Raw genomic sequence first — 21990 nt, forward strand, 5'->3', positions numbered from 1 at the left:
CTTACCCTCGCCGGCTCACACCGGCGAAATCGTCGCAAGCACACCGATCAACAAGGTCAGTGCCAAAAAACCACCCAAGAACATCGCCATCTTCGCCATGAGCCCTCCTGAAAGAATTGCAACCAATGAACGTGTGAATTGGGCACCGCGTGCCTGCCCTATTCTGGCGTGGGCCTGCCGTTGCATGACAGGGCCACCTGCCGGCAAAAAAACCGGATCAGAACGCAGGCCTTCGCCACGGCTATACCAAGGTATCGTTTCGCGCCCTTAATCTCAGTGGTCATCGCCCAGGCCCCGCCTTAACCTCAGCGCACGTCAATACCGACACCCTGAACGAGGTGCTCGATGCGCTCTTCATTCCGTGCCCCCGCATTGCCCTCCCTGAACGACAACGAGCACGCATCCTGGTGGGCCGACGTCACCCTGCTCAGCCTCATCGCCTTGCTGGCGGCGTTCATTTTCTATGGCGTCGAACAGATGAACCAGCCTCTCGGCGCCCTGGTTTCATCGCCGTTGTCCCTGGACCTGAGTCACCTGCCGGCCTACACCTTGCGCACCACCCTGCGCATGTTCATCGCCCTCTTCGCCTCGCTGGTCTTTTCCCTGGTCGTCGCCACATTGGCCGCCAAGAGCCGCAAGGCGGCCGTCGTTATCCTGCCGGCGCTGGACATCCTTCAGTCAGTGCCGGTGCTGGGTTTCCTGACCTTTACCGTGGTGTTCTTCATGGGCCTGTTTCCGGGCAAGGAAACAGGCGTGGAATGCGCGGCGATCTTTGCCATCTTCACCAGCCAGGTCTGGAACATGACGTTCAGCGTCTATCAGTCGCTGAGAACCGTGCCCCACGACCTCCAGGAAGTCAGCCGGCAGTTCGCGCTTTCACCCTGGCAACGCTTTGTCAGGCTCGAGTTGCCTTTCGCCACGCCTGGCCTGGTGTGGAACATGATGATGTCCATGTCCGGCGGCTGGTTTTTCGTGGTCGCGTCCGAAGCCATCACCGTCGGCGACACCACCGTCAGCTTGCCGGGTATCGGCTCATGGCTGGCCTTGGCGATCGCGCAGAAGAACACCGTGGCGATCGCCTGGGTGGTATTCGCCATGGCCGTGGTGATCATCCTCTATGACCTGCTGTTCTTCCGCCCCATCGTCGCCTGGGCGGACCGCTTTCGCTTCGAACAGACCGCCTCGCAAAAACGCCCACGCTCCAGGGTCTACGACCTGCTGCGCGCGACCCGACTGGTGCCGTGGGTGTTGCTCGTGCTGGAAGACCTCATGGCTGCGTTGCCACTGGACAGGCTTGCGCGGTTTGCCCGCCGCCTCCGCTTCCACCCCGGCGCCCGCTTCAACCGCCTGGTCGACCTAGCCTGGAGGAGCCTGGTGGCGGTCGCTTGCCTGGTCGGCGCGGTGCAACTGTCGCGCTTCATTGGCAGCACCCTGGGCCTGGGCGACGTGATTGAGGTCTTCGGCCTGGGCCTGGCGACCCTGTTGCGCGTCGCCGTACTCATCGTGCTTGCCAGCGTGGTCTGGGTGCCCATCGGCGTCTGGATCGGCCTGAACCCGCGCTGGGCCGAGCGCTTGCAGCCCATCGCGCAGTTGCTGGCGGCGTTCCCGGCCAACGTGCTGTTCCCGTTCGCGGTGGTCGCCATTGTTGCCCTGAAGCTCAACCCCAATGTCTGGCTGTCGCCGCTGATGGTCCTGGGCACGCAGTGGTACATCCTGTTCAACGTGATCGCCGGCGCCAGCGCCTTGCCGACCGACCTGCGGGAAGCGGCGCGCAGCTTCCAGGTGCGCGGTTGGCAGTGGTGGCGCCAGGTCGCGCTGCCGGGGGTATTCCCCTACTACGTCACCGGCGCCTTGACGGCGGCAGGCGGATCCTGGAACGCCAGCATCGTCGCCGAAGCTGTGTCCTGGGGTCATGAGCACCTGTATGCCTCGGGCCTGGGGTCGTTCATCGCCCTGGCCACCTCGGCGGGGGATTTGCAGCGCGTGGCCCTGGGGGTGTCGGTCATGGCGATGTTCGTGGTGGGCTTCAACCGGCTGCTGTGGCGTCCCTTGTACGGCTACGCCGAACGCCGGCTTCGAATTGATTGAGGAGAGAGCGATGCATGTGATCGACAAACGTTGCCTCGTCGATGTGCGGCAACTGGGGCACGTATACGGTACGGCAGGCAGTGCCGAGCGACTGGTGCTGGACGACGTCTGCCTGCGCCTGGACGAAGGGGAGATCGTAGGCCTGCTGGGGCGCTCGGGGTCCGGGAAGTCGACCTTGCTGCGCGCCATCGCCGGGTTGATTGCCCCCACCGCGGGCGTGGTCGACTTCCCGGCGGATGCACAAGGGGATGCGAGTTCGGTGCGCATGGTGTTCCAAAGCTTTGCCCTGTTCCCCTGGCTGACGGTGTTGCAAAACGTCGAGATCGGCCTCGAAGCCTTGCACGTGGCGGCCCCTGAGCGACGGCGCCGGGCCCTGGCCGCCATCGACCTGATTGGCCTCGACGGGTTCGAAAGCGCTTTCCCGAAGGAGCTGTCAGGCGGCATGCGCCAGCGCGTCGGCCTGGCGCGTGCATTGGTGGTGGCGCCGGATGTGCTGTTGATGGACGAGCCGTTTTCCGCCCTGGACGTGCTGACGGCCGAGACCCTGCGCACCGACCTGCTGGACCTGTGGCGAGAAAGGCGCATGCCGATCAAATCGATACTGATGGTCACCCACAACATCGAAGAAGCGGTGCTGATGTGTGATCGGATCCTGATCTTTTCCTCCAACCCGGGGCGGGTGATGACGCACATCAACGTGGACCTCAGCCAACCACGCAACCGCAGCGACCCGGCCTTCCAGGCGCTGGTCGAGCACATCTACGTGCAAATGGCCGGCGGCGGCGCGACAGGTTCCGCGCGCCGGGACGTGTTTGCGGGCAGCGGCGTGGGCATGGTCCTGCCGTCGATTTCCACCAACGCGTTGGCCGGGTTGATGGAGGCGGTCCAGGATCACCCTTACGACGGCCAGGCGGATTTGCGTGAACTGGCCAAGGCGTTGCGCTACAACGCCAGCGATCTTTTCCCGGTGGCCGAGGTGCTGCAACTGATGCGCTTCGCCAACATGCACGACGGCCACATCACCCTGCTGCCGGCCGGGCACCGCTATGCAGACTCGACCGTCGATGAGCGCAAGCAATTGTTCGCCCAGCACCTGCTCCGGTATGTGCCGCTGGCAGGGCTCGTGCGCCGGGTGCTGGATGACCGGCCCACCCGTACCGCACCGGCCCGGCGCTTCCGTGACCAGTTGGAGGACTTCATGTCCGAGCACGACGCCGTCCATACCCTGGACTGTGTCACCCAATGGGGACGCTACGCCGAGCTGTTCGCCTACGATGAAGTGGCCGACCAGTTCAGCCTGGACAACCCCTCCTGAAGCGTTTTGGGCGGTATACACTGCGTCACTGAAGCCTTGGCAGCCGACACAACCGTGGGATGAACCGTTAATGAGAAGAACCCAGCTGACGCTTCGCTTGCTGCTGTTGCTGGGCCTGGCGCTCGGCATCGCCGCGATAGACACCGTCACCGACCTGGAAATCGCGGTGGGCGTGTTCCAGATCGTGGTGGTGCTGATCGCCGTGAGGCTCCTGCCGGCGCGAGCGGTGGCAGGCGTGTCGGTCGCCTGCATGGTGCTGACGATCTTAAGCTACCGGTACACCCGCTTCGGTGACTCGGAAGCCGGCCTGATCAACGTGCTGATCAGCCTCGCGGCCATCGCCGGCACGACCTACCTGGCGCTGCGCCTGTCGGCCGCCATCGGCACCGTGCATCGGACCCGAGCGCACCTGGCGCACATTGCCCGCGTGAACATGCTCGGCGAACTGGCGGCCTCCATCGCCCACGAAGTGAACCAGCCACTGGCCGCCGTCGCCAACAGCAGCAGCGCGTGCCTGCGCTGGATGGCCAATGACCCGCCCAACCTGCCCAAGGCCCGACAAGCCGTGGAACGCATCCTCGCCGACACCCATCGGGCCAGTGACATCATTGCCCGGTTGCGCGGCATGGCCCGTCACCAGGCGCCGACCAAGCAGTGGTTGAACGTGGCCGACACGGTGAACGCCGCGCTGCGGCTGTTGGCCGGCGAGTTGAATGAGCAGAACATCCATTTGCGCGTGCAGATCCAGGAAGGACTGCCGCCGATGCTGGTGGACGAGGTGCAGATCCAGCAAGTGCTCCTGAACCTGGCAATGAACGCCATCGACGCCCTGCGCCAGGTCGATGACGACGATCGCCGGACCCTCGATGTCCGTGCCGGGCTGGAAGCGGGTCAACTGCATTTTTCCGTGTCCGACCAGGGCAAGGGCCTCGCCGGCAACGACCACGAACGGGTGTTCGACGCTTTCTACAGCACCAAGCCGGACGGCATGGGGATGGGCCTGGCCATCAGTCGCTCCATCATCGAGGCCCATGACGGACGGATCTGGGTCGCCAGCAACCCGCAATCGGGCGCGACCTTTCATTTCACCTTGCCTGCCGTGACACGGGAGCCCGATGAGCAGAACTGACGTCCACGACACCGCCGAACCGATGGTCTACATCGTCGACGACGACAGTTCGGTGCGTGCCTCGCTGCAAGACCTGCTGGCCTCGGTGGGCCTGGCAAGCATGGCCTTTGGTTCGGCCCGCGAGTTCATGCAAGCCCGGTTGCCGGACGCACCGGCCTGCCTGGTCCTCGACGTGCGCATGCCGGGCGTGAGCGGGCTGGATTTCCAGCAAGACATGGCCCGTTTGAACATCCTGGTCCCGGTGATCTTCATCACCGCCCACGGCGACATCCCGATGTCGGTCAAAGCCATGAAGGCTGGCGCGCTGGAGTTCCTGACCAAGCCCTTTCGCGAGCAGGACCTGCTCGACGCGATCACCCAGGGGCTGGACCGTGACCGGCAACGACGCCAGGCCGCGGCGGCCCTGGACGAATTGAAGCGCCGCCACGACACCCTGACCGACGGGGAACGCGAGGTCATGGCGTGGGTGGTATCGGGCCTCTTGAACAAACAGGTGGCCGCCCGGCTGGGCGTGAGCGAGGTGACCGTGAAAGTGCGGCGTGGCGCCCTGATGCGCAAGATGAATGCGGATTCGTTGGCAACCCTGGTCAAAATGTCGGAAAAACTCAAGGACGTGGATCGCTAGCCGCACCTGTCGCGGCTATCATGCCTTTCGCCCTGCTCACGGGCGTTGCAGACCACCTCAAGGACCCAGGTATGACCCTTCCACCGTCACGCGCCACCCTCCTCGTCTCCAGCCTCCTGTTCAGCTCGCTGTGCCTGGCCGAAGGCGAGTCGACGGACAGCGTCATCAAGGACTCCACCAAGTCCGCCGTCTCGACGTTCATCACGGCAGGAAAGAACCTGTTGGGCGGTGTCAGCGAAGGCGTGCTCGATGGTCGCGAATCGGTCCAGGGCACTGACGGCGCGGCGATCGTTGCCTCTGGCGAGCAGATGAAGGACCGTATCCAGGTGGAGGTGCTGAAACTGGAATCCAGCGAAGACATCTACACCATTACCCTTGGTTTCAAGAACAGCACCGACACCCAGCTGCGCCTGATCAATCTCGGCCAGACCGGTGTGCTGCTGGCCATCGACCAGGCCGGTTACGCCAACAAACTCACTGGCCTGGACAACCCGGACGAAGTCACCATCCCGCCGAAAACCGCCGTGCGGCAGAAGTTCGTGTTCGAAGGCATGAACGAAGCGATGACCACCGTGCGGTTGTGGGGCAAGGATTATCCACTCAAGAAATGAGCAAGGACGCACCGTCCTCCCCATCGAACAGGGCCGGTGCTCACTTGACCAAGCGAGTATCCAGGCCGAACCGCTCCTGCGAGACCAGCCTGAACTGATCCGCCGCCAGGTCGCAGCTCACCAGCAGGTTCCAGGAATGCTGGGTCACCGCCGAAGGAATCAGCACGAAGGGGTGCTGCGCCAGCAACGCGTCAGCGAACTGCTGCTGATTGGGCGAGGGTCGAGCCGGAGCCAGCCAGTTCGGGTTGGGCACGTCTTCGGCCTGGACCACTTTGATGAGCGCCGGATCCAGCACCTCGAAGCAGGTCAGCAGATGGGGCACCGTGTCCAGGGCATCGAACCCCAGGTGCGCCGCCACCTCAAGAATGGCCGTGGCCGGGTCAGCCGAAGCGTAGATGACCCGTCGTCCGGGCGGGTTCCAACGGCCACCGCTTCGTTGCGCACCAATGCCGCTGTCCCACGTCTGCCTGTAGACCTCGCGATCAAGGCGCCAAGCGTGCCATCGCCCCTCCCAGGGCAAAGGATTCACTGGTAAACCCCGTGTTCGATCCGGGTCAGGTAATCCTCCACCACCTGGAAGCCCAGCGCGTTGTCGATCAGTTCCAGTGGCACGTGGCCGTCCAGGTACTTGCAGGGCTTTCTCAACCAGTCCTCCGCCAACGACTGGCTGCCAAAGACATTGATGGCCTGTTCCAGGACCTGTGCGTACTGGAAAGCCACCGTGCTCTGCTGCGGGTTCAGGCGAATGGGCTGGGTCTCCTTCGCCAGGCGCTGGACGGTCCTGACGGACTTGCCGGTAATGCGCTGAACCAGATCATGCTCCAGGTACAACGTGGACGTGGACAGCATCTCCTTGACGTCGCTCAGGTAAAAACCTTCCTGCGCGTAGCGGATGATCAACAAGCGCTCATCCCCCTTGCGGCCCTGTAACAACACTTCGGTAGGCTTCCTGCTGGCCTTCTTCGCCCTCGCCGTGGTTTTGACGATTGAAGCGTCTGCTTGCTTGGCTACGGACATGGCATTGACCTTTCTGCGACATTTGTCGCCATGTTAACGCCAAATGTCGCAAGCGCGGTAACTCCGTTCGTCGGTCTTGGCGAATACGGTTTCAGGCATCGAACTGTCCTCACGATAGAGACTGGGCATCGGATGCCCGAGGGGGGCGCCGTGGCAGAGTCAGATCGTAAGGGGAGCACTTCCGAGGGCCAACCCTAAAAAGCTGTCGGAGACTTCTTCGTTATCGGCTCGAAATTCAACGCAAGCACACTCACCAACACGATGACGGTTCCTGTCATGACCATTATCGAGGGACGCTCGGCCAGCACCAGGGCGGCCATCGACATCGCGGTGGGCGGTATCAGGTAAAGCGCCATTGTTGATCGACTCACGTTGCTGTGCGCCAGCACATAGGCCCAGGCGAGATAGGCCAGCGCGCTGGGGAAAACGCCGAGGGTCAGCACCGCCAGGTTCACCGATGCCGAGGCCTGGCGAGCCGCGCCCGCCAAGCCCGGTGCAAACACGAACAGCAGGAGGGTGCCTGACCACAGGGTGTAGCACACCATGGTCAATGCGTCGTAACGATGGGCGTGGCGTTTTTGCAAAGAGAAATACAGGCTCCAGGACAGCGCCGCCAACAGGATCAACAGCCCATGGGCGTCCATCGCTCCCCAGCCATGATCCCCCGCGACCACCACGGCGGCGCCCAATAGCCCGCACAACACGCAGCCCCAGCGCCAACCACAGACGCGCTCCTTGAAGACCCATTGCGCCAGTAACGTGCTGAACAGCGGCGTGGATTGAGCCAGCACGCTGGCCGCACCGGCACTGATACCCCGCTGTCCGTAATTGAGAGCAATGTGGTGCAGACTCACGGCCAAAAAACCCAACACCGCCAGCAGCGGAAAATCCCTGAGCCGCGGCCGGGCAATCCCCTTCACCGTCGCCATGAGGGCCATGAACAGCGAAGCGATAAGGAACCGCATCAACGCCAGTTGACCGGGCGCGTAGGCCTGCAAGCCAATGTGGATACCAATCGGTGAATAGGCCCAGCAGACAATCACGAACAGCGTCGCCAGTAGAACCTTCACGTTCGGTTTGCGCAGGCTCTTGGCGCCTTCGAACGACATGCCACGGGTTTGCATCCTGAGTTCCTGCACAGGGCCTATTTGCCTGGGAGTATCGAAACCTCTCCCACCTCAGCACAAGTGACTTAAACTCAATCCATCATTCACTTTGGGTGAGCCATGGAACTGTCCCAACTGCGCATGCTCAAGACGGTCTGCGACACCGGCAGCATTGCCCGTGCGGCCGAAGTGCTGCACTGCGTACCGTCCAACATCACTGCACGCCTCAAGTCGCTGGAGCGGGAACTGGGCACCGCGTTGTTTTTTCGTGAAGGTCGCGGCCTGCGGATCAGCCCGGCGGGCGAAGTGTTCCTGGACTATGCGAAAAAAATCCTGAGCTTGACGGAACAGGCGCGTCACGCGGTTGGCCCTGACAGTACGCCGAGCGGGCCGCTGCGCATTGGCGCCATTGAGTCCAGCGCCAGCGGGCGCCTGCCGCAACTGCTGGCGAAATACCACGCCCGATACCCGCAAGTGTCCCTGGAACTGAGCACGGGAACCTGGTCCCAGCTGCTGGATAATAGTCAGCACCACCGCCTCGACGGCGTGATCGTCGCCGTCGACATCGAGCGGCCTGGGCTCAAACGGGTGGTGACGTATCGCGAAGACCTGGTGCTGATCGCGTCCGAATCCCACGGACCGTTGCGCAGCGCCGCAGACCTTCGAGGCAAGGCGATCTTCATGTGGCCTTCGGGCTGCCCTTATCGCCTGGCGCTGGAGCAATGGCTGCTGCGTCACGGTCAAGTGCAACCCATCGTCAGCATCGCCAGTTATGGCGCCATCGTCGGGTGTGTCAGTGCGGGTGCCGGCGTCTCGCTGGTGCCGCGCGGGATCTATGAACAATACCGTCAGGGCGCCGGCTGGAGCGGGTATGAGTTCGCCGAACTGACGGGCATCGACAACCTGTTCTATTGGCATGAAAACGCCGGCCCGCACCCTGCCAGGGAAGCATTCCTGGCCATGCTGCAAACGGAATTCGAGCCATGAGCCGAGCGACCGGACAGCCTTCCCGCCGCGTTGGGCAGAAGTCGTGCTACAGCGGGCCCAAGGCAACCCCGGAAGGTTCGAATCGCTCGCTCGTGTCCATCTGGATGCTGCGCAGCGCGGCGGTCTCCAGGTGCGAGGCATAGAGCTGCTCTGAAAAGTACCCGATCAGGATGGAGCGACGACGCGCACCGTTCACATTCAGGCTAGCGGCGTGAACCAGTTCGGCGTCAAAAACCAGAATGTCACCGGCGAAACCCGACAGTTGGACGGAGCGGGACTCGTCAGTGAAATCGAAGGTGGGGGCTTGCGGGTCGGGGCGATGGCTGCCGGGCACGAGGCGTGTCGCACCGTTCTCGGGGCCATAGTCGTCGAAGAACGCCAGGGCGACGGCCGTGTCGCCGGGACGCTGGGCCGACAGGTCGCGGTGCAACTGCTGGTGGCCGCCGCCCGCCAGGGGCTCGCGCCCTTCCACTTGGGCCAGGAAGAACCGTTCGCCGATCACTTCGCCCACCGCTGCCAGCAACGGCGGCAAGCGGCACACCGCCTGAATCTGCGCATCACCCTCCAGCAGCGAATGCCGCCAGTCCCAGCCCCGCGGTGTCGGCCATTGATCCGAGGGCCGGACACCCGCATCGAACACGACGCGCAGGCCTGCCAGCCATTCGGCCGGGATCGCCCGGCGCAGCAGGACATAGCCATCCAGGTGGAGCCGTTCGCGGTCTGTCATGGTGACGCCCATTTCCTTATGTTCAGGGGGCCTTCTCCAGGCTAGCCCGACACGAGACTTTTCGCCTCGTGACATCCAAGTTCAGCCGGCCATGGACTCGCGGCTGATGGCTTGCACCGCTTGCACCAGGCCCTGAATCGTCCCCGGGAAGCCAAGATGGTGCTGCGCCACGCCGATTCTGCCTCTCTCTCTGGAAAGGTTCGTCCCGCGGGCGTGTGGATGCAGAGCGCTTACCGTATCTGATACAGCACAGCAGCCCCTGGCTTGGGTTCGAAAGCCGGCACCGTGCGCTGCTGGAGGGGCGTCCCCGTTGCGTCCCAAACCAAGGTGTCCGAGGGGTACTCGTCCTTGCGGGTCATGGCGTCGATCTGCTTGGCGATCACTTGCGAGCTTGCAGGCACTTCGGGGTTCCATTCGAATACGCCGACCCTGCCGTAGAACACCGCCGGCGCATCGGCATCGAGACGCCGATCGGGACACATGACCAAGCCGCGATCGAGCATCACCCGCAACGCGCCGACAGGCACCGCCTTCACCGTGGGCGTGGTGCGCTCAGTGCTGTGGCCAGGGCAGACATTGGCCGAGCGAGTCACCATGTCCTCGACCACTTGATTATCGGATTGGGCCTGCGCCGAAAAGGCAACGGCAGACAGGGCAAGCACTACAAGGTTTGACTTCCAGGGCACTCGAAACCTCCTATGGAAAAAAGACTCCAGCGTTGCCGGCCGCCACCCAGCCAAGAACAGTTCGTTGCCAGGGGGCACACTTGAAGACTACCACGACGTTAGTTTGTTCCACTTCTCGATTGAGGTGCTGATTCAATAGCCAAGGCCGCTAGAAAAGGACGGTATCGATGAAAGCTGCAACATTGGAAGAGGTCGGCGAGGCACTAAAAATTCCGAACAACTGATTCTCGAAACCAACGGCGTGTCATCCAGGCGGATCGGGAAATCCGGTTCAGGGCCCCCAGCAAGACACCGGCACAGTCGCCAGCGGTCACGAAAAGCCCCGACACCTCACACCAGACGCTTCTGTACCCAACGCCGATATTGCCGGGTGCGCCAGAGCACCGCGAGCTGCTGCAAGATCAGCGCGCGCAATGGCGACACCGTCGGGTCGGGCTGCTTGTCGCGGCTGAGTTTACTCAGCTGGAACTTGACCACCGCCATGTTGGCCAGGGCCGCGAAGGCTTTGTTCTTCCAGGTGATCGGCGGCAGTTGAGGGGCGCTGTCCTTGCCCTGGCGCCAATCACGAGGCAGGCCCGGGTCGATGGCCAGCGCCGTCCCGATGCCCACCATGTCCACCCCACTGGCCACGACACTCTCAGCCACCGGGCGTCGGCGCACACCGCCGGTGACCATCACGGGCATCTTGGCGACGGTCTGGATGTCGCGGGCAAACTCGACGAAATAGGCCTCACGCGCCAGGGTACGCCCATCGCGCGCATCACCCTGCATGGCGGGGGCTTCGTAACTGCCGCCCGACAGCTCCACCAGGTCCACCCCCAGATCGTTGAGCCACTCGACGACCTTCCTGGCGTCGTCGGCCGTGAACCCTCCGCGCTGGAAGTCAGCAGAATTCAGTTTGACCGCCACCGCAAATTCCGCGGACACCACCGCCCGGACGGCCTTGACGATGTCGAGCAACAGGCGCGCGCGGTTTTCCAGGGAGCCGCCCCACTCGTCCGTCCTCTGGTTGGTCAGCGGTGAAAGGAACTGGCTCAACAAGTAACCATGGGCAGCGTGGATCTGCACCCCGGTGAAACCGGCCTGCTCGCCAAGGCGCGCGCTGCGGGCAAAGCGCTGGACGACCTCTTCAATCACCGCCGGGGTCATGGCGTGAGGCATTGAGAAAAGCTTGGACATGGAGCCCAGGTCCAGCGGCACAGCAGATGGTGCCCAGGCCTTTTGCCCGAGATTGGCCTGCATCTGGCGACCTGGGTGGTTGATCTGCAACCAGAATTGCGCACCGCCGGATCGACCCACACGTGCCCAGCGCTTGAACTTGTCCAGTTGCTGGTCATCCTGCAACACCACGCCCCCCGGACCGGTCATGGCACGACCGTCGACCATGACGTTGCCGGTGATGATCAGGCCGGCTCCGCCATCGGCCCACGCCTGATAAAGCCGCATCAGGGCTTCGGAGGGCGCCTGGTCGGCGTCTGCCATGTTCTCTTCCATGGCGGCTTTGGCGATTCGGTTCTGGATGGTCGAGCCGTTGGGAAGGATCAGGCGGTCGAACAAACTCATGGGGCAGTCCTCAGCGGGGGGAGGCAGCCACCTTAAGATTGAAGTCAACTTTAAGGTCAACAGATTTTTTTCAGCTTCAAACCCTGCGTGCTTTTTTCCCCTTGGACGTCACCCCGTCCTGACGGGCTGGGGCTGCCCTCGCCCCTTCTTCACGCAGGCGGTGCAACAACAATTGCGCGTTGTCGGCACACGCCACGCCCTCGGGCTTGCCCTCGATGCCCTTGATGACCAGCAGCAGCTGGACCTTGTTCTGGGCCAGTCGCTGCTGCAGGATTTCGATTTCCTCGACCTTTTGCCTGAGCCCGCCAAGCAGCTCTTCCTCCTGCCAGCCGTTGGCGTCCACCGGCATCAATTGCCGGATCTGCTCCAATGAAAACCCTGCCGCTTGTGCCCCCGTGATGATCTGCAGGATCCACTCGGTCTCAGGCGCATAGTCACGATAACCGTTGGCCTTGCGCTCGACCGACCGGATCAGACCGCTCGCCTCGTAGAAGCGGATGCGCGAGGGCGCCAACCCGCTGATTTTCGCCAGTTCACCAATCCTCATCGCCGCTCCAGAACACCCATTGACCTTGAAGTTGACTTTAACCCTGCAGGCATCGGGCGGCCAAGTGACTCACGGTTTCAGCGACGGCCGCTGCAACCCTGTAAGGGGGGCGAAACCGGAAACTTTATTTTTGATATCGACTACCGCAATATATGGAAATATATAGCGCTTGAGCCGCGCCTTTCATGCCAAGGGAATGAACGATGAATGCTGTCTCCAACAACAAAGAAGCGGTCGGTGAGCGCTATCAGCTTGAAACGATGCGCCATGCACAGCAGATGACCTGGAAGGCCATCGATCAGATCGCCCGCGCCATCACCCCCGGCATGCGCGAATCCGAGGCGCAGGCACAAGGCAAGACGATCCTGGCGCAAATGGGCATGGACCGGATCTGGCACCCCTTGCTGGTGCGCTTCGGCGCCAACACGCTCAAGACGTTCAAACAGCGCTCCGAGGGCGATCCCGAGCTGGGAACCGACGATATTTTCTTCATCGACATGGGCGTCGTCTGGCAAGGCCATGAGGGTGACGCCGGGGCGACCTTCACCACGGGCTCCGACCCGCAGATGATCGCCTGTGCCGCAGCCGCCAAGACACTGTTCGACCAGGTCGAGGGCTTCTGGCGCAGTGAACAGGTATCCGGGGTGGCGCTTTACGACTTCGCAGCCGCCCAGGCGAAAGCCATGGGCTGGACGCTCAACCTCGACATCAAGGGCCACCGGGTCAGCGACTTCCCCCATGCGATTCATCGCGGCGGCGACCTCGGGAACCTGGCGCAATACCCCAATACCGGCCTGTGGATCCTGGAAATCCAATTGGCCCATCCTGAGCGCCCGTTTGGTGCGTTTTATGAGGACTTGTTGATCTGAGCGAACCCGATGCTCGAAGAATGCCCGTGAACAGCAGCCACGGGCTTCAGCCGACCGGTTCATCCATCGCTTCCGAACGCGCAACCCTCACCGGGCCATCCACCCGAGGGGCGACCCGATTCAAGGTCAGCTCTGCGCATAAACCGCCTCCAGGCTTGTTGTAGAGCCTTAAGTCGCAACCAATCTTGTTGGCGATCATCTCTACAATCGACAGCCCCAACCCGGCGCCCTTCGCATTGCCCCGGCTGTAGAAGCGCTCGAACAGTCGGCCCATTTCCTCTTCATCGATCCCCGGCCCCTGGTCTTCCACGCTCAGGCAATGGGCGCCGATCACCACCTTCACTTCGCTGCCCGGCGGGGAAAAGTTGAGTGCATTGGTCACCAGGTTCTGAAGTGCAATGGCCAACGCCACGGGTTCGCTCTCTACCCAGCATTCCTCATTGCCTTCCAGCACCAGCTCCACGTCTTTTTCCATGGCCAGCGGCGTCAGTTCGGCCAGTTCTTCGCGCACCAGTTCGGTCAGTTGCACACGGCTGCGCTTGGGGTTTTTCAGTTGTGGCTCGATGCGGGCCATGGTCAGTAGTTGGCTGCCGATGCGCGTGGCGCGATCTACACCGTTTACCAGGAAGTCCAGCGCCTCGTACCGCTGTTCAGGCGTGTCGGCGTTCTGGGCGTTCTGGGCATGGATGCGCAGGATCGCCAGGGGCGTGCGCAATTCATGGGCGGCATCGGCGATGAAGCGGCGTTCGCGTTCGAGCAACTCGTCCACCTGCACCAGCAACCGGTTGAGCGCGGTCTGCATGGGTTCCAGGTCGCTGGGCAGTGGCTTCAGATGAAGCGGCTGCAAGGTTTCGGCCGTGCGCCCGCGAATGGAGCGGGCCATGGCGCGCAGAGGCTTGAGCCCCCAGCCGATGACCAGCCAGATCAGCACGGTCAGCAGCGGCACGCCAATCAGGGTGGGCCAGAGGGTGTGGCGCACGATGCGCTGGATCAGGTCCTGGCGAATGTCATCGCGCTCGCCCACCCAGATCAGCAGGCCCTGTTGCGGGTCGGCCAGGAGGAAGGCGCACCAGTCGTTGCCATTGAGCAGCAGATCGTGGGAGCCGAGGGTCGTCGGGGGTGCCGCGAGCGCAGGGGCCTGCGCGGAACGCACCAGCAGCTCACCTTCGCTGCTCCAGACCTGGAAGGTCAACCGGGTTTCATAAGGATGGGCCACGCCGTCCTCGCCCACGCGGCTCATGGCCTGGTCGAAGGCCTGGTACAAGCGGTCCCAATCCGCTTCGCCGGGGTCGCGCTGGCGCAGCACGCCTTGCAGCAGGCGCGCGCTTTGGGCCAGTTGGGCGTCATAGACCTCCTCGATTTCGTGGTGGCTGTCGCGCAGCACCAGCCAACTGATCAAGGCGTCTCCGAGCAGGATCAGCACCAGCACCGGAACGAGGATGCGCGCTCGTACGGAATTCATGGTTTGAGCGCCAGCACATAGCCAACACCGCGCACGGTGCGGATCAGTTCGGTGGACAGCTTTCTACGCAGGTTGTGGATCAACACTTCCAGCGTGTTGCTCTCCACCCGTTCCTGCCAGCCGTACAGCGCGCGGGACAAGCGCTCGCGGGTCACCACTTTGCCGGGGCGCACCATCAATTGGTGCAACAACTGGTACTCCATGGGGGTGACGATGATGTCGGCGTCCTGGTAGCGCACCTGCTGGGTGGCCGGATCGAGGCTGACGCCGGCGTGTTCGAGCATCGGTTGCGCGCGGCCCTGGCTGCGGCGCAACAGGGCTCGGACGCGGGCCTTGAGTTCCTCCACGTCGAAAGGTTTGACCAGGTAGTCGTCGGCACCGGCGTCGAGGCCGGCGATGCGCTCGGCGGTGCCGTCGCGAGCGGTGAGAATCAGCACCGGCAAGTCATGCTGTCCGGCGCGCAGTTGTTGCAGCAGGTCAATCCCGTCGAGCCGTGGCAGGCCGAGGTCGAGCAACAGCAAATCGAAGCTTTCGCTGCGCAAGGCGTGCAAGGCCGCGGCGCCATCCTGCAACCAGTCCAGGGTGTAGCCTTCGGCAGCCAAAGCCACGCGAATCCCTTGGCCGAGGGCACGGTCATCTTCGACAAGCAGTAGGCGCATGGCAAAAGTCTCTGGAGGAACCGGCGGCATCATGCCGGGTTCTGGTCGGGGTTATTTCGGCAAAGATGTTACGGCTCGTTGCAAACTAAGATTGTCCTAAGGTTGGTTTTGCATTGTGAAATCTCCCACATCTGCTGAGAGCTTTTCCATGCGCAAAATTCTCCTGCTGTCCCTGATCATCGCCAGCCCTCTGGCCTTCGCCGGCCCGCAATGCACCACCGCCGAGCGCTCGCAATGGCAAGACGAAAAAGCCTTCCAGGACAAACTCAAGGCTGACGGCTACACCATCAGCAAATTCAAGGTCACTGACGGCAACTGCTACGAGATCTACGGTTTCGACAAGGACAAGCGCAAGGTCGAAATCTACCACGACCCGGTCACCGGCAAGGCGGTGAAGACGGAGATCAAAGGCTGATGCCCGGCGAATCCCTGCGCTTGTGGGACCCCTTGGTGAGGCTGTTCCATGCCTCCATTGCCGGGGTCTTTGTCGCCAACTACTTCTTCAACGAAGCCGGCGACGATTGGCATGTCTGGCTGGGCTACTACGCCATGGCCTGGCTGCTGGTACGAACCGTGTGGGGATTTGTCGGACCGCGCAGTGCACGTTGGGCGGACTTCTGGCCTACCCCCAGAAGACTCAATGCCCACGTGCGCTCGTTGCTCAACGGTCGCCCGCAACATCGCCTGGGCCACTCGCCCATTGGCGCGCTGGTGATGCTGTCGATGTTGCTGGCGTTGCTGCTGATCGGCGTCAGCGGTTTCCTGATGCAGGAAGTCGACGCCTTGTGGGGCGCCGATTGGCCGCTCCAGGTCCATGAAACGGCCGCCAATGGGCTGCTGGCCCTGGTGTGTATCCACGTGCTGGCGGCGCTGTTTGAAAGTGTCCTGGTGCGGGACAACCTGCCGTTATCCATGCTCACCGGTCGCAGGAAGCGCCTGCCGGATGAACGTGGGCAGTAATTTCTCTTGCCACGGGTTCCCTATGCGCTCCACCTTATTGATTGGCCTCTTGCTGGGAGTGTTCTTCGCGGCCTGGCAAAGCCATCCGCCCCATGTGTTGGCGCCGTTTGCCCAGGTCGCTTCGAACACCGCAAACGTCGATGCACCGACGCAGTACAGCAGCCGATTCGTGTCCACCCAGCTCACGGATTTCGTGCATTCCTCGTCGGTCACGGCCCTGCCCGGCGGCGACCTGATGGCCGTGTGGTTCGCCGGTTCGCGCGAAGGCGCCGCCGATGTGCAGGTGCGCACCGCCCGCTTTGATGCGCGCAGCGGCGAATGGGGCGCCGAACAGGTACTGGCCACGCGGGAAAGCACCCGCGATGGCACCCAACGTCACATCCGCAAGCTCGGCAACCCGGTGATCGCCCTGGCGCCGGATAATCGCCTGTGGATGTTCTACGTGTCGGTCTCGGTGGGTGGCTGGGCCACCAGCGCGATCAACGTGATGGTCTCCGATGACCTCGGTGCCAGCTGGACAGCGCCCCGGCAATTGGTGACGTCGCCGTTCTTCAACATCAGCACCCTGGTCCGCGCCGCCCCGGTGTTCCACGCCGACGGCTCCATCGGCCTGCCGGTGTACCACGAGTTCATGGGTAAGTTTGCCGAGTACCTGTACCTGAGCGCGGACGGCGCCGTGATCGACAAATTCCGCATCAGCCGTGGCAAGAACGCCCTGCAACCGACCATCGTGCCGCTGGACGGCCAGCGCGCCGTGGCGATGTTGCGCTATGCCGGCGACACCCATCACCGCGTGCTGGCCAGCCGCACCGCGGACGCCGGGCAAACCTGGAGCCCGCCGTACCCACTGGAGCCCGCCAACCCCAATTCGTCGCTGGCGGCGGTGGGCACCGCGGACGACGGTTTGCTGGTGGCCCTGAACGACCTGCAGGACGGCCGCTTCAAGCTCAGCCTCTACAGCACCGACGCCCAGCTCAGTCAGTGGCGCACCGTGGTGGAACTGGATCAGTCGCCCGACCCGCTCGGTCAGCCGTTTTCCCCCGAAGCCTATAAAGCAATCATTGGCGAAGGCTTTCGCGCCTCCAGCGGTGCGAAACGGTTACCGCTGGCGCAACGCTTCCTCAGCAACCTCGACTACCGCGTATGCAAGCCCCAAGGCTGCGATTTCGAATACGAGTACCCGTACTTCAGCCGCAGCCCGGACGGCATGTATCACCTGGTGTACTCGTGGAATAACACGTTCATCAAACATGTCAGCTTCAACGAAGCCTGGCTGGCGGAGCGTCTGTGATGGTTTCTCTGTGGCAGGCCCACTTGAGTTTCGTGCTGCTGGGGTTCGTGCTTTTGAGCACGCTCCGGTTCACCGCACCCTGGCGGCCATGGCTGTTGCCAATGCTGGCGGCGGTGAGTTTTGTGCAGGTCAATGAGCTGCCGTTGGCGGCGTACGTGCGCAGTTTTACCGATGACTTGGCCATCAGCACGCTGGTGCTGCTGGCGTGGGTCGTGCTCAACCGCCTGGGCGTGGTGCCGCCGCTCGCTCGACGGCACCAGGTGCAAATGTGGCTGCTGTTCGGTCTGTTGAGCCTGGTGCTCTACCCCGCCACGCTGGGCCTGACCTATTTCGACCCCTACCGCTGGGGCTTCAACCCTCGACCGATGATCGTGCTGGTGGCAGCGGCGACGCTGCTGATGCTGTGGCTGAGGCATGCGTTGGCGGTGGGGATGCTGGCGATCGGCACGTTGGCGTTCGCCTTGCGGCTCAAGGCCTCGGAAAACTATTGGGATTATCTGATGGACCCGTTGCTGGCCGGCTACTGCCTGATCGCCGGTGCAGGGTTGTTGATCGGCATCGCCTGGCGTCCCCTTTTGAAATGGCACAGAGGTCAATGATGAGCGCGTTGCAATCACGCCGCTTGCGCTACGGCGTGGGCGCGATCGGGCTGGTATTTGCGTTGCTGGTGGCGCTGCGGCTGGTGTTCCTGCTGGGCTTTTCAGGTCTGGACTTGACCACCCCGGCGCTGCTGGAAACCCTGGGCATCGGCCTGCGCTTCGACCTGCGCTTGGCCGTGCTGCTCCTGCTGCCGCTGGCTGTGCTGGCGTGGCTACCGCGCTGGAACCTCAGCACCCTCCCGGCCCTGCGCTGGCTGGCGCGCGCGTATCTGGCTGTGGCCTTGGCGATGATCGGCCTGGTGTACATCATCGACTTCGGTCATTACGCCTACCTGGGCGTGCGCATCAATGCGACGGTACTGCGTTACCTGCAAGACGCGCAGATTTCACAACAGATGGTGTGGGAAACCTACCCGGTGCTATGGATCACCGCCGGCTGGCTGGCAGCGGTGGTGGCGTGGGTGTGGGCGTTGGTCCGCCTGGAGCGCTTGACCTTGGACCGCACGCCCACCTCCCACAACCGGTGGGCGCTGGCATCCGTCTCAGTGATGGGCGTGGTCGCCGTGTTGCTGGCCCTGCTCGGCCGCGTCGCCAACCTCAACCTGGAAAACCCGGTGCCCCTGCGCTGGAGCGATGCATTCTTTTCCGGCAACAGCCAAGTGGCCGCCGTGGGGCTGAACCCGGTGCTGTTTCTGTACGACACCCTGAAAACTGGCCAATCGCAGTTCGATGAAGCCCTGGTGCGCCAGTATTATCCGCAAATCGCCAAGTACCTGGGGGTGGATCGGCCGGATGCCCGGCAGTTGGACTTCAAGCGCCATCAAGGCGTACAGCCCTATCGGCTGGCCGGCGAGCGCCCGCCGAACGTGATCTTTGTGATGCTCGAATCCCTCGGCACCAGCGCCGTCGGTGCCTACGGCAACCCACTCAATCCCACGCCGAACCTGGACAAACTCGCCACGCAGAGCTGGTTCTTCAAGCATTTCTACGTGCCGGTCACGGGCACCGCCAAGACCGTCTGGGCCAGCATCACGGGCGTACCCGACGTCACCCGCCAGGAAACGGCCACGCGCAACCCGCTGATCACCCGGCAGCACACACTGATCAACGCGTTCGAGGGCTATCGGAAGTTCTACATGATCGGCGGCAACGCCGGTTGGGCCAATATCAATGCACTGATCCGCCAGAGCATCGATGATGTACAGCTGTTTGAAGAGAGCGACTGGCGATCGCCACGGGTGGACGTGTGGGGCATTTCCGACCTGGACCTGTTCAAGGAGAGTGACGAACGGCTGCGCGCCGTCCCCAAGGACCAGCCGTTCTTCGCTTACCTGCAAACCTCCGGCAACCATCGCCCCTTCACCATCCCCAAGCACAACGACGGCTTCCAGGTGAGTGATGTGACGCTGGAACAAGCCCAGGCCGCCGGTTCGCGCAGCGTCGAGCAATACAACGCGGTGCGCCTGCTGGACTACAACATCGGCCGTCTGATGGAGATCGCCAAGGCCGGCGGCTACTACGACAACAGCATCTTTGTGTTCTTTGGCGACCACAACACACGCATCAGCCAGATCCCGCACATGGCGCCCGCCTTCGAACAGCTGGGCCTGGAAAGCAACAACGTACCGTTGCTGATCCACGCCCCAGGCCTCGCGCCCCGCGTGATCGAAGAGGCCGTCGGCCTGGCCGACCTGTTGCCCACCGTGGCGGGCCTGGCAGGCATCCCCTTCACCAACGGCGCCATGGGCCGGGACATCCAGCAGCCCGCCCCCGAAGGCGAACGCGTGGTGCCGCTGGTGTTGCGCGAAGGCACCTTCCCGATCATCGGCGGCGTGACCCAGCACTTCCTGCTGCAGATGCAGCACGACGGCAGTTCACCCACCCTGCATGACCTGGCCTCGCCAACGCCCCGAGAAGACGTGGCCGCGCAACACCCTGAAGAGTTCCTGCGCTTGCAGGAACTGACGCGCGGCCTTCACGAAAGTGCGCGTCTGATGCTGCATCGCAACGTTCGTTAGCCGTGGCCAATAAGCGGTGATCTGAAGAACAGCGCGACCTCCGCCTTCGAGGTCGCGCGCAGCGTCAGCGAAAATCAGCACGTTTTCGATAGCAGTCCAGAAGCCAAGCCCACCCCTGTCGTCTCGCGAACGGGACAGACGTCTTCGTGCCTTAAAAAATATTCCCTTTAAAAACAATGAGCTAATGGAAATTTCAATGTATTTCCAAAAATTAGCTTGCGCGCTAAATTTCAATGCGATAATTTTCACTCAACTTCTTAGCGCGCAAACATTTAAGGCGCTAAAACCTAACCAGCACCGTCCGCATCTACTCTCAGGAGAAACACCATGAAAGCACTCTACACCGCTGTAGCAACCGCCACTGGTGGCCGTGATGGCCGCGCTGTTTCGAACGACGGCATCCTCGACGTGAAGCTGACTACCCCCAAGGAACTTGGCGGCGCCGGCGGTGCGGCGACCAACCCTGAGCAACTGTTCGCCGCCGGTTACTCGGCCTGCTTCATCGGCGCGCTGAAATTCGTCGCCAGCCAGGGCAAGCGCAAGATCCCGGACGACGCCTCGATCACCGCCCACGTCGGCATCGGCCAGATCCCCGGCGGTTTCGGCCTCGACATCGACCTGCACATCAGCCTGCCGGGCCTTGATCAAGCCGATGCCCAGGCGCTGGTCGACGCGGCCCACCAGGTCTGCCCGTACTCCAACGCCACCCGCGGCAATGTCGATGTGCGCCTGCACGTCTCGGTCTGACGTCACGGGCCTTCCCGAACGTGCACACCGCCACAACAGGCAACCACCCGCTTCTTCTTTTTAAAGGTAGTGACTCATGAAAAAGCTTCTTTCTGGCCTGGCCCTCGCCACCGCTTTCGCAACTGCCGGTCTTGCAAACGCGGCCGACATCAAACCCACTGTCGTGCTGGTGCATGGCGCTTTCGCCGACTCTTCGAGCTGGAACGGCGTGGTAAAAATTCTGGAAAAGGACGGCTATCCGGTCATTGCGGCGGCGAACCCTTTGCGGGGCGTCAGCAGTGATGCCCAGGCCGTGGCGAGCATCGTCAAAAACATCAAGACGCCGGTGGTCCTGGTCGGCCACTCCTACGGCGGCTCGGTGATCAGTGAGGCGGCGTACGGCAACCCCAACGTGAAGGGCCTGGTGTACGTGGCAGCGTTCACGCCCGAGACGGGCGAGACGGCGGCGCAATTGTCTGGACGGTTCCCGGGCGGCACCCTAGCTTCGGCCTTGGCGGCCCCGGTGGACCTGGCCGACGGCGGCAAGGATCTGTACATCCAGCAGGACAAGTTCCACGACCAGTTCGCCGCCGATGTACCTGAGGCCGAAGCACGCCTGATGGCTGCCGGTCAGCGTCCGGTCACCGTCGCCGCGCTCAACGAAGCCGCGACCGACCCGGCCTGGAAAACCATTCCATCCTGGTTCGTGTACGGCGACAAGGACAAGAACATCCCGCCTCAAGCCATGGCGTTCATGGCAGAGCGTGCCCATTCCAAACAGACCGTCGTGGTGAAAGGCGCCTCACACGTGGTGATGGTTTCCAACCCGAAGGTGGTGGCCAACCTGATCGAGAAAGCGGCGCAATAACACGCCCTCTGGCAACCGGGGACCGCTGGCAACAGGCAGCGGTCCTTGCTCATCTGCTGCAAGCTGCAACGGCCCGGCAGGCATTCCATCGGCACTGCACACGTCTAATCCTTGATGGCTCATAGCTATCTGTCGAT

22 protein-coding genes and 1 pseudogene are annotated in these 21990 nt (G+C 62.8%); 14 read left to right on the forward strand and 9 right to left on the reverse strand.

Going from position 1 to position 21990, the window contains the following annotated elements:
* Positions 1-345: 345 nt before the first annotated feature.
* The 5 genes from VM99_01210 to VM99_01230 all read left to right on the forward strand — a co-directional run bounded on the left by VM99_01210 (position 346) and on the right by VM99_01230 (position 5768).
* A complete protein-coding gene (locus tag VM99_01210; GenBank protein AKJ96734.1) occupies positions 346-2088 on the forward strand; it encodes a sulfonate ABC transporter permease in 1743 nt (580 codons plus the stop codon).
* 10 nt (positions 2089-2098) lie between these two features.
* The gene (locus VM99_01215; protein AKJ96735.1) at positions 2099-3403 is read left to right on the forward strand and encodes a nitrate ABC transporter ATP-binding protein; all 1305 of its coding nucleotides are present in this window, start codon (positions 2099-2101) and stop codon (positions 3401-3403) included.
* Positions 3404-3473: 70 nt separating this feature from the next.
* On the forward strand, positions 3474-4532 hold the full coding sequence (locus VM99_01220) for an ATPase (GenBank protein AKJ96736.1): 1059 nt from the start codon (positions 3474-3476) through the stop codon (positions 4530-4532).
* Entirely contained in the window at positions 4519-5157 is a 639-nt protein-coding gene (locus VM99_01225) for a Nodulation protein W (protein ID AKJ96737.1), read from the forward strand. The genes VM99_01220 and VM99_01225 overlap by 14 nt, the downstream gene beginning before the upstream one ends.
* 71 nt (positions 5158-5228) lie before the next feature.
* Positions 5229-5768 (forward strand): hypothetical protein, encoded by a 540-nt coding sequence (locus tag VM99_01230; protein ID AKJ96738.1) that lies wholly within the window; start codon positions 5229-5231, stop codon positions 5766-5768.
* Positions 5769-5808: 40 nt separating this feature from the next.
* On the opposite strand, the gene VM99_01235 is transcribed toward VM99_01230, so the two are convergent.
* The 3 genes from VM99_01235 to VM99_01245 all read right to left on the reverse strand — a co-directional run bounded on the left by VM99_01235 (position 5809) and on the right by VM99_01245 (position 7909).
* Positions 5809-6297, reverse strand: a complete 489-nt coding sequence (locus VM99_01235; GenBank protein ID AKJ96739.1) for a hypothetical protein — start codon at positions 6295-6297, stop codon at positions 5809-5811.
* Positions 6294-6785 carry a hypothetical protein gene (locus VM99_01240; protein AKJ96740.1) on the reverse strand — a complete coding sequence of 164 codons (492 nt, stop codon included), beginning with the start codon at positions 6783-6785 and terminating at the stop codon, positions 6294-6296. The genes VM99_01235 and VM99_01240 overlap by 4 nt, the downstream gene beginning before the upstream one ends.
* 194 nt (positions 6786-6979) lie before the next feature.
* The gene (locus VM99_01245; protein ID AKJ96741.1) at positions 6980-7909 is read right to left on the reverse strand and encodes a transporter; all 930 of its coding nucleotides are present in this window, start codon (positions 7907-7909) and stop codon (positions 6980-6982) included.
* Between the two features lie 102 nt (positions 7910-8011).
* Between VM99_01245 and VM99_01250 the strand changes: the two genes are divergently transcribed.
* Positions 8012-8878 carry a LysR family transcriptional regulator gene (locus VM99_01250; GenBank protein ID AKJ96742.1) on the forward strand — a complete coding sequence of 289 codons (867 nt, stop codon included), beginning with the start codon at positions 8012-8014 and terminating at the stop codon, positions 8876-8878.
* A 46-nt stretch (positions 8879-8924) separates the two neighbouring features.
* Here the strand turns inward: VM99_01250 and VM99_01255 are convergent, their stop codons facing one another.
* The 4 genes from VM99_01255 to VM99_01270 all read right to left on the reverse strand — a co-directional run bounded on the left by VM99_01255 (position 8925) and on the right by VM99_01270 (position 12401).
* Entirely contained in the window at positions 8925-9605 is a 681-nt protein-coding gene (locus tag VM99_01255) for a phytanoyl-CoA dioxygenase (protein ID AKK01662.1), read from the reverse strand.
* A 230-nt stretch (positions 9606-9835) separates the two neighbouring features.
* Positions 9836-10291 carry a hypothetical protein gene (locus VM99_01260; protein AKJ96743.1) on the reverse strand — a complete coding sequence of 152 codons (456 nt, stop codon included), beginning with the start codon at positions 10289-10291 and terminating at the stop codon, positions 9836-9838.
* Between the two features lie 330 nt (positions 10292-10621).
* Positions 10622-11854, reverse strand: coding sequence for a 2,4-dienoyl-CoA reductase (locus tag VM99_01265; GenBank protein AKJ96744.1), 1233 nt, complete (start codon positions 11852-11854; stop codon positions 10622-10624).
* Positions 11855-11930: 76 nt separating this feature from the next.
* On the reverse strand, positions 11931-12401 hold the full coding sequence (locus VM99_01270) for a MerR family transcriptional regulator (GenBank protein ID AKJ96745.1): 471 nt from the start codon (positions 12399-12401) through the stop codon (positions 11931-11933).
* Between the two features lie 203 nt (positions 12402-12604).
* Between VM99_01270 and VM99_01275 the strand changes: the two genes are divergently transcribed.
* Positions 12605-13270, forward strand: a complete 666-nt coding sequence (locus VM99_01275) for a (Fe-S)-binding protein (protein AKJ96746.1) — start codon at positions 12605-12607, stop codon at positions 13268-13270.
* Between the two features lie 118 nt (positions 13271-13388).
* Here VM99_01275 and VM99_01280 read toward each other — a convergent pair.
* A pseudogene (locus VM99_01280) lies at positions 13389-14732 on the reverse strand (histidine kinase).
* Positions 14729-15391 (reverse strand): XRE family transcriptional regulator, encoded by a 663-nt coding sequence (locus tag VM99_01285; GenBank protein ID AKJ96747.1) that lies wholly within the window; start codon positions 15389-15391, stop codon positions 14729-14731. Before VM99_01285 ends, VM99_01280 begins: the two are co-directional and overlap by 4 nt.
* Before the next feature lie 148 nt (positions 15392-15539).
* On the opposite strand from VM99_01285, the gene VM99_01290 reads away from it, so the two are divergent.
* From VM99_01290 to VM99_01320, 7 genes are all read left to right on the forward strand, one after another.
* Positions 15540-15806 (forward strand): signal peptide protein, encoded by a 267-nt coding sequence (locus VM99_01290; GenBank protein ID AKJ96748.1) that lies wholly within the window; start codon positions 15540-15542, stop codon positions 15804-15806.
* On the forward strand, positions 15806-16351 hold the full coding sequence (locus VM99_01295) for a cytochrome B561 (protein ID AKJ96749.1): 546 nt from the start codon (positions 15806-15808) through the stop codon (positions 16349-16351). The genes VM99_01290 and VM99_01295 overlap by 1 nt, the downstream gene beginning before the upstream one ends.
* A gap of 22 nt (positions 16352-16373) precedes the next feature.
* Positions 16374-17642, forward strand: coding sequence for a BNR/Asp-box repeat-containing protein (locus VM99_01300; protein ID AKJ96750.1), 1269 nt, complete (start codon positions 16374-16376; stop codon positions 17640-17642).
* Positions 17642-18241 carry a membrane protein gene (locus VM99_01305; protein ID AKJ96751.1) on the forward strand — a complete coding sequence of 200 codons (600 nt, stop codon included), beginning with the start codon at positions 17642-17644 and terminating at the stop codon, positions 18239-18241. The genes VM99_01300 and VM99_01305 overlap by 1 nt, the downstream gene beginning before the upstream one ends.
* Entirely contained in the window at positions 18241-20259 is a 2019-nt protein-coding gene (locus VM99_01310) for a sulfatase (GenBank protein AKJ96752.1), read from the forward strand. The genes VM99_01305 and VM99_01310 overlap by 1 nt, the downstream gene beginning before the upstream one ends.
* Positions 20260-20586: 327 nt before the next feature.
* Positions 20587-21006, forward strand: a complete 420-nt coding sequence (locus VM99_01315) for an organic hydroperoxide resistance protein (protein ID AKJ96753.1) — start codon at positions 20587-20589, stop codon at positions 21004-21006.
* A 76-nt stretch (positions 21007-21082) separates the two neighbouring features.
* Positions 21083-21853: an alpha/beta hydrolase gene (locus VM99_01320; protein AKJ96754.1), complete on the forward strand. Its 771-nt coding sequence runs from the start codon at positions 21083-21085 to the stop codon at positions 21851-21853.
* Positions 21854-21990: the final 137 nt, after the last annotated feature.

It is taken from the genome of Pseudomonas chlororaphis (genome assembly GCA_001023535.1).
Taxonomy (GTDB): domain Bacteria; phylum Pseudomonadota; class Gammaproteobacteria; order Pseudomonadales; family Pseudomonadaceae; genus Aquipseudomonas; species Aquipseudomonas chlororaphis_E.